Source organism: Capnocytophaga haemolytica (assembly GCF_001553545.1).
GTDB classification, from domain to species: Bacteria; Bacteroidota; Bacteroidia; order Flavobacteriales; family Flavobacteriaceae; genus Capnocytophaga; species Capnocytophaga haemolytica.
Map to the genome: position 1 here is coordinate 1,455,258 of NZ_CP014227.1, position 13,663 is coordinate 1,468,920.

Genomic DNA, 13,663 nt, shown 5'->3' on the forward strand with positions numbered 1-13,663 from the left:
TTAATTTCTTAACTTTTTATTTTTAGAAGGCTTCACAGCCCGTTTTTTGATTACTTTGTCTTTCCTCAGCATAGCCGTAGAGGTGTGTGAGTGCTCTTTATTGCGGTAGTAGTGCAGGCACTTATCAATGTAATAATCGTGCTGATTGCGGATGTAGCCCGCTACATTGTCGTTGTACCATATCTCAGCAAGACTTGCTTTCAGATACTTAGACACCTCTGCACTGCTTTGGTATATATTGATAAGTATTTTGCGTTCTTTGAGGAACTTACTAAAAGCGGCAAACATCTCCTTGCTGATTTTATAATCTTTGATAAAGACACGTTCATTCGGTTTATGGCTCTGTTTAGGGTGGCTGTCCAAATATTCAAATAGGAAATAGTCGGTAAGCCCAGAGCTAAGCACCTCACGCACCATATAGGCTTCGGGCTTCATATCCATCGGGATATAAGCATCGGGATAAATACCCCCGCCACCGTATACAGTTTTACCTTTTGGGGTAGTAAACTTCAAAGAATCGGGCACTGTGGCATTGTCTATCTGGAAGCTACGTCGCTGATGGCGCAGGTTGTAAGGTTTCTGTATGGAACGACCTGTGGGAGTGTAATAGCGCGCTGTGGTAAGTCGCACAGCTGAGCCGTCGGGTAGGGGCATCTCACTTTGCACTAAGCCCTTGCCAAAGCTACGTCGCCCGACGATTACCCCACGGTCGTTATCTTGCAAAGCCCCTGCAACAATCTCGCTGGCAGAAGCTGTATTTTCATTCACCAGCACAAAGAGAGGCTGCTTTTGAAACTTGCCGTTACCTGTGGAATAGGTTTGCTCTATCTCCTTGCGATTGTTCTTAGTAAAGACAATCATTTTGTCCTTCGGCAGAAACTCATCGGCTATTTGAATGCCTACACTGAGGAAGCCCCCAGCATTGTTGCGCAAGTCGAGTACCAAGCTGGTTAGCCCTTGCTTTTGCAACTGATTTAGGGCGTCTGAAAATTCATTATAAGTAGTTTCTGCAAAGCGGTTCATACGGATATACCCCAAGGTGTCATTTACCATATAGTAACAATCGACACTCTTGATAGGTATAAACTTACGTTCAATGGGCAGTTTAAAAAGGCTATCACTACTTTTGCGGTAGAGTGTTAAATCAACCTTTGAACCCATCTCTCCTTTAAGTAAACTGCGTATCTTCTCTACTGATAGGTGCTTTCTGTAAAGTGTATCTTTGCCAACCATCAAGATACGGTCGCCAAAACGTACCCCTTTAGCTTGTGCATCACTGCCTTCAATAGCGCGTATGACCGCAATGGTATCTCTATACATATAGAAACTCACGCCAACCCCTACAAACTTACCGCTCATTGTCTCAGCTACCCCTTGTATGTCCTGCTTTGATATGTAGGTAGAGTGAGGGTCTAACTTGCGCAATATGCCATTGACTGTCAGATCGACAATGCTATCGGTATTCACCTTATCCACATACTCATTCTCAATATAGTCTATCAGCTTACTCAGCTTAGCCTTATAGGGGTTCTCAGGGATCGTATCGCTGTCAGTAATGGGCAAAGGCATAGGAGGGGGCGGTTTAGGAATATAAAAATTCGCTAACTTGCGCCCAGCAATTAGCCCCAAAGCTAAGGCTGCTCCTATAAAGATAGGTAGTAAGTAGTTCCTACGCCTTATTGCATTCATAACATCTTCATATAGTATTATTTATTTTTAAAAGCATTAATACCTTTCTCAAGCCACGCTGTGTACTCATCCGCATCGGGCGTATAGCCCACAGGAGGCACTAAGTTCTGCTCGTCGTGCCCCATCAACACGTAGAAAGGCTGTGAGTTAGATTGGTATCTAACTGTTTGGAACTCACTCCACTTCTTGCCAATGGTAGTGAGCATCTTGCCTTTCTCAAGCACTGATGGCACTACCTTATCGGCAGGCAAATCGCGCTTATCATCTACGAATAGCGAGATAAGCACCACTTCATTTTTAAGTTTCTCTAATACGCGCGAGTCTGTCCATACGTTGTTCTCCATCTTGCGGCAATTCACGCACGCTTTACCCGTGAAGTCAATCAGCACAGGTTTGCCTACCTGCTTTGCATACGCTAAACCTTCCTCGTAATCCTCAAAAGTAACAATATTGTGAGGCTTGAAGAGGTGGGCTCCGTGTGGCAAAGCGGCTTCTGCACGGGTCATATCGGCTCCCCCTCCCGTATTGCTATAGCCCACGCCATAAGGCGATTCACTGTAATGTTGCGGTGGCGGAAAGGCACTGATCAGATGCAAAGGTGCCCCCCAAAGCCCTGGTAATAAATAGAGTGTAAAGACCAACGAAGTAAGCCCTAAGCTCAATCGCCCCACTGAGATATGCTCTATAGGGGAATCGTGCGGTAGGCGTATCTTGCCAAATAAGTAAAGCGTAAGGGTTGCAAAGATGGCAATCCAGATGGCGACAAATACTTCGCGCTCTAACCAATGTCCTTCAATGACTAAGTCAGCATTCGAGAGGAATTTAAAGGCTAATGCCAATTCCACAAAACCTAAGACTACCTTCACCGTATTGAGCCATCCGCCCGACTTGGGCATCGCATTGAGCCACCCTGGGAAAGCTGCAAAGAGGGTAAAAGGCAACGCTATTGCCAATGAGAAGCCCAACATACCCATCACAGGGGCAATCCCTCCCTCAGTGGCTGCTTGCACTAAGAGCGTCCCTACGATAGGTCCTGTGCACGAGAAGGATACAATAGCCAACGCCAATGCCATAAAGAAGATGCCTACAAAGCCCTTGTGATCGGCTTGGGCATCTACCTTAGTGCTCCACGAACTCGGCAGGGTAATCTCAAAAGCCCCCAAAAAGGAGATAGAGAATATTACCAATATCACAAAGAAGAGGAGATTAAATAGCACACTGCTCGAGAGCGCATTCAGAGAATCTGCACCAAAGGCTGCTGTAACCACGGAACCTAAAATCACATAGATCACCACGATGGAGACTCCGTAGAAGATCGCATTGCGCACCCCCGCTGCTTTGGTTTTACTCTGCTTGGTAAAGTAGCTCACCGTCATTGGTATCATAGGGAATACACAAGGGGTCAGCAAAGCCAGAAAGCCCGATAAGAACGCGAGGAAGAATATCGTCCATACGTTCTGAGCTTTCAATGGAGTGCTCTCAGCAGTGGGCTTTACGCTTTGCGTATCACTCACCACTTGCTGGGTGCTATTGCTCTCTGTGCTCAATGTTTGTTGCTCAGTATTAGATTCTTGTGAGCCTATAATTCCGCCCATCTGTGGCTGTAAGGTTGCGCTTTGGGCTGCCATTTGTGTATGGTTATCCCCTTGCTGGGCACTTACCGCTGCTGCCTGACCGCTTACTTTCGCATTTACAGCAAAGGATAAATCCACTGACTTAGGGGCTAAGCAATTGCGATCGTTACAGCTCATAAACTCAACGCTCGCATTGATGGTACTTACTGATTTTAATACTTTTATATGCTGCTTAAACGTTACCTTGTCGTAGTAAAAAGAGATGACCATATCAAACATCTCCTCGTGCTTAGTGATAGGCTGTGGCACGCTCAGCATCTTACCCACCAACTGATAGTCTGCACTTTTAGGGAAGGTAAACGCCGTAGCCACAGGACCACCCTCAGGCACATTGAGCCCATAGATCTTCCAGCCCTTCTCAAGGGTAGCGGTGCTTACCAAGTTGTATTCAGTATCGCTTAGCTTTTCAACGCTCGTAGTCCATTTCACAGGGTTTAATATTTGCGCCTGAGTAAGCAAGCTAAAGCCTAATGCTATGATAAATAAAAGTCTTTTCATTGAATGATAGCTATTTATGAGTTAAAGGTAGCCTATTTTGCGCTGCAAAGGTACAGCAAAATAAGTAGACTGCCAAACATTTTCTACACATTTTTTAGTGATAAGGATTATACCAAAGATCGTGCCATAATCTCAGATTGTGCATTATGAAGTTAAAAGGCTAAATAATAGTATATTTTACTAAAATAATATGTTTTACTTGATTTAGACTTGTCTAAAAACCGCTTAACTCCTTCCGTACTGGTACCGTACTGATACCGTACATAATCCGTACTGATACCGTTAGGAAATTTTTCTAATATGCTATTGTGGGATAATTGACATTCCTTAGCCCTCGTAGCCTTCGTAATAGTAGGACTGTTCTATTCCTTTGAAGATAACATTGTGGTCGTTCATATTCTCTGTAAGTGCTGCCTGCAGCAACACTCTCAGCTCTAAGTCGTTGATAGGGCTGCGTTCCATTGCTTGTAAGTAAGCCGTTTTATCCACCTGTTGCCAATCGACTACTTTGTTGAGGTTCTTTTTAAGCATTCTATCCAACCATATACGCATACTGCGTCCATTGCCTTCCATAAAAGGATGCGCAATATTCATCTCTACGTATTTGGCGATGATAGCCTCAAAACTATCTTCGGGCATCTGCTCTATAAGAGGCAGATTTGCACTGAGGAACATACTGTTGGCAAACCTAAAACCACCTTTGGAGATATTCACCTCTCGCACTTTCCCTGCAAAGTCATACAAGCCCTCAAACAAATGCCGATGTATATCGCACAAGCCCCTTACTGTGCCTACTTCTATTGCCTCAATAGCACCAGAGGCAAACAATGCTTTTGCTTGCTCTAAACTTTTCTTATCTATATCTTTATTGTTCATAACGCCTACTAATCGCTATCTCCTATTCGCTAATCGCTATTCGCTAATCGCTAATCTTGCCATATAAAACCCATCATAGCCACTTTCGTGTGCCCATATACATTGTTCCTCTTCAAGCACAAACCCTTTGCCAGCCTCTGAGGCTAAGAACGCCTCCACTTGCTTGTGGTTTTCAGAAGGCAGGATAGAGCAAGTCGCATATACCAACTTGCCGCTGGGTTTGAGGAGTTTGGCATACTGTTGTAGCACAGTTTGTTGGGTGGTGCGTATCTCGTCTAAAAACTCGGGAGTGAGCTTCCACTTAGCATCAGGATTACGCCTGAGCACGCCCAATCCACTGCACGGAGCATCGATGAGCACACGGTCAGCAGTGCCTCGCCAGCGTTTGAGTTGTTGAGGCTCTACCAAGCGCGTTTCGATATTAAAGGCTCCTGCACGGCGCGCACGACGTTTGAGTTCTTGCAATTTAGCCTCGTAAATATCCATAGCGAGAATCTGCCCCTTGTTTTGCATCAGGGCTGCTAAGTGCAGCGTCTTGCCTCCAGCCCCTGCACAGCAGTCTATCACACGCTTTACGCTGCTGTCGAGTTGCAAAAACGGAGCTACGCGCTGTGAGGAGGCATCCTGCACCTCAAAGAGTCCCTCAGCAAAAGCCTTAGTTTTAAACACGTTCGTACGCTCTGTAAGGCGCAGAGCATCAGGGTAATCGTTCAGTGTGGAGGCTTCTACGCCCTCCGCTGCCAAACGTTCGCAAAGCTGCGCAACAGTGGTTTTAAGCCTATTGGCACGCAGCACTACGGGAGCTTGCACATTGAGGGCGCGCAATTCTTGCTCCCAAAAAGCAGCTCCTAACTCTGCCACTCCTGCCGCATCTAACCAATCGGGGACAGACTCACACAGCTTTCGCACTTTTGAAAACGCACCAAACTGTTCTTTAACCTTATGTTCAGACACTGCCTCAAAGTAATCCCCCCAATCGGGCAAAGCAATTTGGTGTAGCACTGCCCATACGGCAAACAGACGCCTGAGTCCTTGCTGCGTATAAGGCGACTGCACCTCGGCTATCTCTGCATAAAGCCGCCGCCAGCGCACGATGTCGTAAAGCGTTTCAGCGATGAAAGCCCTATCGCGAGCCCCCCAGCGTTTATCTTTTTTTAGCTGCCGCTCAGCAACCTTATCGGCATAATAGCCCTCATTGAAGATCAATCCCAAACCTTCAACGACAGCCTCGACTAAGTTTTTGTGTAATTTCATTCTTTAGCTCTTAGCGAATAGCTTTTAGCTTTTAGTCCTGTTGCTATAAGCTATATTCAATTTGCAAAAGTACTACTTTTCAGCAAAACCGCAATACCCATACAAAAGAGGCTGCCCAAAAAGTGTCATTGCAGTGTGCTAACACTTTTTGGACAGCCTTTCTATTCGCTATTCGCTTATTTCTAATTCGCTAATTTAGAATAATCTCGCGGTAAAGGTAAACAAGAAGTTGCCTTGGGTAGACTTGATTTCTGCCTTGTCAGTGAGTACGTTCTCGTACATCTGGAAGGTGTTGGTTTGCTTAGCCACATCGTACGAAGCATCTAAGCGTACCCCACCGAGGGTTACCCCAATACCTCCTGAATAAGCGGTAAGGTCACCCACAGGAGCAATCTCCTTGCGGTAAGGACTTTGCTCATAGCGGTAGCCCGCTCTGAAACTCCAATAGTTGGTAGCCCCGCCCATCTTGAAAGGCACACGGAACTCCCCACCGATGCGTAACGCGGAGGTATCGCCCAAATCTTTTTGGATAATCTGGTTTTCATCTCTCATATTGCTACTGCGGAAAGTGAGATTGTCATACGCCTTGTAAGTGTAATCCACGCTTAGGATAGCGCGCTTAGCAATGATATAAGCCGCACTTCCTGTCCACGCACTTGGCGTACGGAACTTGTACTCGCGTTCGAACCATATAGGGTCGCTATAGTGATTGAGTAATTCTAAATCACGATCCTGAGTGCCTACTTTTGAATAGAGTACCTCACGGTATTGCTCTTTCATACTGTACCACGTAGGTGATTGATAGCTAACCCCGAGGCGCAAACCTTCAATAGGCTTAGCAATAGCCCCTAATTGAAATGAGAACCCGCTACCTGTAGTCTCTACCCTTTGTTGATGATTGACATAAGTAACCGTTGAGTTGTCTCCATTAGCATCATCGCGCAGACCGTAAAATGCCCTCTCATTGATACTATGACTATTCAAATTGGTACCTACAAATACATAATCCCCCAACTGCATTCCAAAGTTAAAGTTGTACTTATTCACATACCCATCTCTTTCCAATTTGTATTTGTGCTTCCAATTATTACCACCATTAGAAGTATAACTTGTGTTGGTCGCTGTAAGCGCAACAGGCTCTACAATTCCCGAGATTACGCCCAAGAAAGCCGTACAGGCATTGCCTCGCAAGTGTGCATACTGTTCTCCTACATCCTCCTGATACCAGCGCGTATTGATATTGCGATTGTATAAATCAATGGGTGTTAAGTAGCCAAACTGATAGCCACTGCCTCCATTCCCAGCGTTTGCATAATGCGTAAAATAGTCTGTCAGCCCCTTTCCTCCATTCCCAAAATAAGTAAACTTATCCACATCAAAGTTCTTCATCTGGTTATAGTTAAAAGCGAAAGTAATCTTCTTTACCACAGGCTCACCTGTAGGGATAACAAAGTTTACGCTAAACTGATTGACATTAAAATCATTCATCTTATCAGTGCTCTTGGTGTCTAAGAAATGAATGTCATACTTACGGGCGTTGTTGTTCAGTGAAAACGAAATCTCCGAACCGTTATACACTGCACTTCCCGCAGGGTTGATATTGATTGCTGAAGGATCGCCGCCGAGGGCACCAAAGGCACCGCTCAACCCGCGAAAGCGCGCCGTAGCGCCCAATTCCTCAGTGCTGTAGCGCAGCGCATCGCCGTAATTCTGTGCACTTGCAGCTGCCCCACCGAGTAGGGCAAAGGCTGCTAAATAATATATTCTCTTCATATACGTGTCCATTTAAGTGTTATTACATACGGTTAGGACTGGTGTAACCGCCACCGCCACCTCTACCGCTGTTGCCGCTACCGCTATTGCCTGAGTTGTAATCTCTGCGCTCATAGCCTCCACTGTTATAGCTCCTTTCGTTGTAATTGCCTTGGTTGTAACTGCGCTGGGTGTTATTGTTGTTATAACCGTTGTTGTAGCCGTTGTACGAGTTGTTTTGCGACTGATTGTAATCGCGGCGCTGGTAGCTACGCGTGTCGCCCGTACGCTCGTAGTTCTGATAACGGTCGCTATCGCCACGGCGGTCGTTCTCTCTTATGATGGCACGCCCACCATTGCCGTAATATCTGCGGTAGTATTCACGGTCGTCTCTATCTCTATCGCGGTCGTAGCTGCCTCGTGGCGTATAATAATAATCCCGCGGATAATAATCGTAGTAATACCCACGATAGTAAGGATAATACCCATAATACCCACCATAAGGATAGTAATACCCACCCCAGAATGGATCATAGCCCCAATAAGGATGGTAATACCCTCGGTAATAAGGTGCATAGCCGTAATAGCCATTCCAATACGAACCATAGTGCGAGTTCCAACCGAATGACCAGCTCCAACCACTGCGGTACGGACGGTAGTAATTACCCCAGTACGAGTCGTACCCCCAATATGGGTCATAGCCCCAATAGGAATTATACCCCCAATAAGGATCGTACCAGCCGTTGTTGTACACATTCACATTTACGTTTGAAGGCTGACTGCCCCACCCCCCATAGCGATTTCCTTCGCGGGAGTACTGCTGTGAGCTATAGGCATTTACGTCCGTGAAATGCGTAAAAGACGTATCCTTCACCGCACTGTACTGACGCGCTTTCTCGCCAAAATAGTCTTTATAGCGATTGGGCGTATAGCGGTTCTCCACAGGCTGTGGAGCCTCGTCATACCTGCGATCGACCACCATCACCCTTTCGGGCTCACCATAGACCCCGTCAGCGTAATAATACCCGCCACACGAGCCTAAAACAAGTGCCACCACTGCCACTGCCGCCAGCTTAAAGGCACTCCTGAGTTGAGTGTTTTTCTTCATATCTATTCTTATTTTAGAAAAGTAGAAAAGGTGGAAATTAGAAAATTAGCTCAGTTCTTCTCTTTTTTCTCTTCTTCTGCTTTCCTCTTCTTCTACTCTCCTATATACCAACTACAATTTTCGTGCCAAATTCTTTATTAATGAGTTGAGAGTAATGAAATCGGTGCGTTAGCAATATTACTCTCTACTCTCTACTCATTAATCACTAATTTGAGTTCTGTGCCGAATAGCAGTACTTTATCACCAAACTTCTCTGCTAAGAGTTGTAGATAGGGAGGTAACACTTCGGTGATAAATGCCATTAAGTCAGCTGCCGTAGCTGCTTGGTGATGTAGTGCATACGTAGTGTCGGTAGTGGTGTTGCCCGCAGTGCTCAACACTTTGTACACAAATAGTTGCTCAATAGATGCTGTCGCTGCCACTGCTGGTTGATACACTTCTTTTAGCCACAGCTGCCATTCACTGAGCACTTCTCTGCTCACCACAGCTGTTAAATTATACACATACATACAGATTAATTTTTCTGCAAATGTACGGAAAATATTTCATATACAAAAAATATTTTATAACTTTGCAGCCGAAACATAAAAGAAAAGAAATTATGGCAAGTATTAAGAATCTAAAGAAGGACATACACAATGTGCTGGGCGATATCCTCGACGCTACGTTCTTCACAGGAAAGTATGAGACTGAAAAAGGAAAAGCCCTCATCGGCGATATCTTTAGCACCTTTGATGAGTACCTTTCAAAAATCTCAGATCGCAAAGTGGAAAAGAGAGGCACTTACCTGAAACAGCTAAGAGCTGATTTCGCAAAAAAAGCAGGTAAACTCATCGCCGAACTCAACGCTTTGTAGGGTAACTGTCCTAATAATTCAGCAAAAAAGCTATCCTTGTACAAGGATAACTTTTTTTGTTTATAGTGTTTTGCGATTATTTTACGCCCTTCTCATTAGCCCAATTCCAGTACTTTTTAGCAAAGATTCTATGCTGCTCAAAAGTACGAGCAAAATTATGATAACCAAAGCGTTCTGGGTCAGCTGCAAAATACAGATAATCGTGCTGCTCAGCATTTAGTACGGCATCAATAGCTGTAATATCAGGCATAGTGATTGGTCCAGGAGGTAACCCTGCGTATTTATAGGTATTATAAGGGTTGTCTACACTTGTATGCGTACCGTTTACTCGTTTGATTACTAAGTTATAATTCCCCGTATACTGTTTCATCGCAAAGATAGCTGTAGGGTCAGCGCCAAGGTTCATACCTTCGCGTAGACGATTGATATATACACCAGCAATACGAGGCAATTCTTCCTTCTTTGAAGTTTCCTTTTGAATGATAGAAGCTAAGGTACTTACCTGCACAGGAGTTAGGCCTAAAGTTGCAGCTTTAGTCTTGCGTTCTTCTGTCCAAAACCGTTGGTACTCTTTTAATATGCGATCACGAAATTCAGTGGCACTTGTATTCCAGTAAAACTCATAGGTATTAGGGATGTACATGGCAATAGCTGTCTCGGGAGTAAAACCATTATCTTTTAGGAATGTAGGTTCTAAAAATGACTGTAAGAGCGCTATGCTATCAGGTTCTATCTGCTCGGCAATACGTCCCGCTAAATCCTCAATGCGTTCCTGATTGTTAAACCGAACTTTTACAGGGCTATTGCCGTTGCGTAAAGTCCTTATAATAGTGATGTTAGAGTCTCCACGTTTGATGATATACTTTCCTGCCTTTACATTCGTTGTATAGCCTCGCTGCTTGGCAATGAGCTCAAAACCTATCCTGTCCTTTAGTAGTGGGGTAAGTTTGTGCATCACATCGCTAAAATCACTCCCTGTTGAAATGTATAGCACAACTTCCTTTTCATTGAAAGCTGTATTAGAACGTAACAAAGCACTATACGCCCAATAACCTCCACCAAGAATGAGCAGTATTATTATCGTTATTAAAATCTTTTTAAACATAATTTCATCTTTAAGTATAAAGTGCAAAGATATAAAAAATATTTTAATCCAACTTATTTTATATCAAAAAAAGCCGCGCACCTCTCCGTACGCGGCTTATAGTTACAACTAAGTAGCTCTTCTGCTATCTCTTGTTATCGTGTCTGCGATCGTTGTTACCACTACGTGGCTTCCCGTTGTGGCCTCCTCTTGGGCGGTCTTCACGCGGACGGTCAGAACGCTCGGGGCGGTCTTCACGTGGCGGGCGTGGCAAGAGTGCCTTGCGCGATACACGGCTCTTCTTTGTCTTAGGGTCGATACCCAAGTATTTCACCTCAAGCACATCACCTTCTTTGAGTACGTCCTCAATCTTATCCGTGCGCTCCCACGCTACTTCCGAGATGTGCAAGAGCGTATCCTTACCGGGCATAAACTCTACTACCGCACCAAACTCGAGCAAGCGGGTTACTGTTACGGTGTAGGTTTCCCCTTCTACAGGCTCAAACGACACCGCTTTCACTGCCTCAATAGCTTCCTGAATGCCTGCCTCGTTCGTGCCTAAGATTTCCACAATACCAAATTCACCCACTTCTTCCACTACGATAGTAGTCTCAGTGCGCGCTTGTAGGTCTTGGATATTCTTACCACCCGTACCGATAAAGGCACCGATGTATTCCTTAGGCATCTCCATCTTCACAATCTTAGGCGCGTGTGGCTTCACAGTTGGCTTAGGCGCATCGATAGTATCGGTAATCTTACCCAAGATGTGCATACGCCCTTCACGCGCTTGCTCCAACGCCTTTTCAAGGATTTCATACGTCAAGCCCTTAATCTTGATGTCCATCTGGCAAGCGGTGATACCGTCCTTAGTACCTGTTACCTTGAAGTCCATATCGCCGAGATGGTCTTCATCGCCCAAGATGTCAGAAAGTACCGCATACTTATCGCCATCGGTGATGAGCCCCATTGCAATCCCTGATACAGGCTTAATCATCTGCACCCCAGCATCCATAAGCGCGAGCGTACCCGCACAAACAGTCGCCATTGATGAGGAGCCGTTAGATTCTAATATCTCCGATACCACACGCACGGTGTATGGGCAATCCTCAGGCACCATACGCTTTAAGGCGCGCTGTGCTAAGTTCCCGTGACCGATCTCACGGCGCGAAGTACCACGCAATGGGCGTGCCTCGCCTGTGGAGAATGGCGGGAAGTTATAGTGTAAGTAGAAGCGTTCTTCACCTTGCTCAGTAGGCAGGTCGATGACGTTTGCCTCACGCGAAGTACCAAGTGTTACGGTAGTGAGCGATTGCGTCTCCCCACGCGTAAAGATAGACGACCCGTGTGCCGATGGCAAGTAGTCGATTTCGCACCAGATAGGGCGTATTTGCGTGGTATTACGTCCATCGAGGCGGATACCTTCGTCTAATATCAAGCGGCGCACTGCCTCTTTCTCAGCATCACCGAAGTATTTCTTTACCAGCGGTGCCAACTCTTCCTGCTCTTCCTCTGTGTAGAACGCCAAGCACTCGTCTAATACGGCAGCAAACTTCTCACCGCGCTCTTGCTTAGTAGTTCCTTCCTTAGCAATCGCATAGCACTTATCGTAAGCATAAGGATATACTTTGGCTTTCACCTCTTCGTTTTCTACCTCAGGCTCATAAGCGCGTTTTTCAGTAGGTACGCCTACCTTCTCAGCTAAACGCAACTGTGCATCGATGTGCGACTTGATAGCTTCGTGGGCAAACTTAATCGCCTCAGCCATATCCTTTTCGGATACTTCATCCATTTCGCCTTCCACCATTGCCACAAAGTCGCGCGAAGCACCCACCATAATGTCGATATCCGACTCTTCTAACTGTGCCTTGCTGGGGTTTACCACAAACTGACCCCCTACGCGCCCTACACGTACCTCGGAGATAGGCCCTGCAAACGGAATATCTGATACGGCTATCGCAGCAGAGGCTGCCAAACCTGCCAGCGCATCGGGCATTACATTCTCATCGTGAGAGATGAGCTGTATCATCACCTGCGTTTCGGCGTGGTAATCTTTAGGGAATAGCGGGCGCAATACGCGGTCTACCAAGCGCATTGTCAGGATTTCCTGATCGCTGGGGCGCGCCTCACGTTTGAAGAAGCCCCCAGGGAAACGCCCTGCCGCAGCAAACTTCTCACGATAATCCACAGTGAGCGGCAGAAAGTCCGTCTCGGGATTAATTTCACGAGCAGAGACTACTGTTGCCAGCAGCATTGCATTGCCCATACGCACAACAACCGACCCATCGGCTTGCTTAGCCAACTTGCCTGTTTCAATAGAGATGGTACGCCCATCTCCCAATTCGATGATTTCTCTTTTTGGTTCTGGAATCATTTCTTTTAATTTAATTATTATAAGGCGTCGTGTTGTGGTTTAATGTGCCAATGAAAGAATAATGCAAAAAAGGGCTACACGATGTGCGCCCCTTTTTTGCAGTAAATTATTTTCTGATATTCAGTTCTTTGATAATGTTACGGTAACGCTCAATGTCGATACGCTTTAAGTAATCGAGCAAGCGGCGGCGTTTCCCTACCAACTTCACCAATGAGCGTTCGGTATTGAAATCCTTTTGATTTCTCTTCAGGTGCTCTGTAAGGTGATTAATTCTCAATGTGAAAAGAGCGATTTGCCCTTCTGCTGAACCCGTGTTTTTCTCGCTGCCTCCGTGCTTAGCAAAGAGTTCAGCCTTAACTTCTTTTGTTAAATACATTCCAATATTAATTTAATGATTATTATGTACGTTTTTTAATTCGGCGGCAAAGTTACGACAATTATTTTAATCTACAAATATTTTTACAAAAAAAAGTTAAGTTAAATGCACGAGATTTTATAATTAATTAATTCCTAAGTAGATATAAGATAAAAACTCAATATA

General features: G+C 45.3%; 11 protein-coding genes. 1 reads left to right on the forward strand and 10 read right to left on the reverse strand.

Annotation, left to right across the window (positions count from 1 at the left end; translation table 11 throughout):
• The 7 genes from AXF12_RS06540 to AXF12_RS06570 all read right to left on the reverse strand — a co-directional run bounded on the left by AXF12_RS06540 (position 1) and on the right by AXF12_RS06570 (position 9,314).
• Positions 1-1,680, reverse strand: a complete 1,680-nt coding sequence (locus AXF12_RS06540; protein ID WP_066431835.1) for a S41 family peptidase — start codon at positions 1,678-1,680, stop codon at positions 1-3.
• Between the two features lie 26 nt (positions 1,681-1,706).
• Positions 1,707-3,821, reverse strand: a complete 2,115-nt coding sequence (locus AXF12_RS06545; protein WP_066429369.1) for a protein-disulfide reductase DsbD family protein — start codon at positions 3,819-3,821, stop codon at positions 1,707-1,709.
• Between the two features lie 327 nt (positions 3,822-4,148).
• Entirely contained in the window at positions 4,149-4,697 is a 549-nt protein-coding gene (gene fic, locus AXF12_RS06550; protein WP_066429371.1) for a protein adenylyltransferase Fic, read from the reverse strand.
• 36 nt (positions 4,698-4,733) lie between these two features.
• Entirely contained in the window at positions 4,734-5,951 is a 1,218-nt protein-coding gene (locus AXF12_RS06555; protein WP_066429373.1) for an RsmB/NOP family class I SAM-dependent RNA methyltransferase, read from the reverse strand.
• A gap of 195 nt (positions 5,952-6,146) precedes the next feature.
• A complete protein-coding gene (locus AXF12_RS06560) occupies positions 6,147-7,724 on the reverse strand; it encodes an OmpP1/FadL family transporter (protein ID WP_066431837.1) in 1,578 nt (525 codons plus the stop codon).
• Positions 7,725-7,746: 22 nt separating this feature from the next.
• Complete coding sequence (locus AXF12_RS06565; RefSeq protein WP_066429375.1) at positions 7,747-8,811, reverse strand: hypothetical protein; 1,065 nt, start codon at positions 8,809-8,811, stop codon at positions 7,747-7,749.
• A 191-nt stretch (positions 8,812-9,002) separates the two neighbouring features.
• Entirely contained in the window at positions 9,003-9,314 is a 312-nt protein-coding gene (locus AXF12_RS06570; protein ID WP_159429705.1) for a DUF4286 family protein, read from the reverse strand.
• Between the two features lie 98 nt (positions 9,315-9,412).
• Between AXF12_RS06570 and AXF12_RS06575 the strand changes: the two genes are divergently transcribed.
• A complete protein-coding gene (locus AXF12_RS06575) occupies positions 9,413-9,667 on the forward strand; it encodes a hypothetical protein (RefSeq protein ID WP_066429381.1) in 255 nt (84 codons plus the stop codon).
• A gap of 76 nt (positions 9,668-9,743) precedes the next feature.
• On the opposite strand, the gene mltG is transcribed toward AXF12_RS06575, so the two are convergent.
• The 3 genes from mltG to rpsO all read right to left on the reverse strand — a co-directional run bounded on the left by mltG (position 9,744) and on the right by rpsO (position 13,498).
• Positions 9,744-10,772 (reverse strand): endolytic transglycosylase MltG, encoded by a 1,029-nt coding sequence (gene mltG, locus AXF12_RS06580; protein WP_066429383.1) that lies wholly within the window; start codon positions 10,770-10,772, stop codon positions 9,744-9,746.
• A 124-nt stretch (positions 10,773-10,896) separates the two neighbouring features.
• Positions 10,897-13,122, reverse strand: a complete 2,226-nt coding sequence (locus AXF12_RS06585; RefSeq protein WP_066429385.1) for a polyribonucleotide nucleotidyltransferase — start codon at positions 13,120-13,122, stop codon at positions 10,897-10,899.
• A gap of 106 nt (positions 13,123-13,228) precedes the next feature.
• A complete protein-coding gene (gene rpsO / locus AXF12_RS06590; RefSeq protein WP_066429386.1) occupies positions 13,229-13,498 on the reverse strand; it encodes a 30S ribosomal protein S15 in 270 nt (89 codons plus the stop codon).
• Positions 13,499-13,663: the final 165 nt, after the last annotated feature.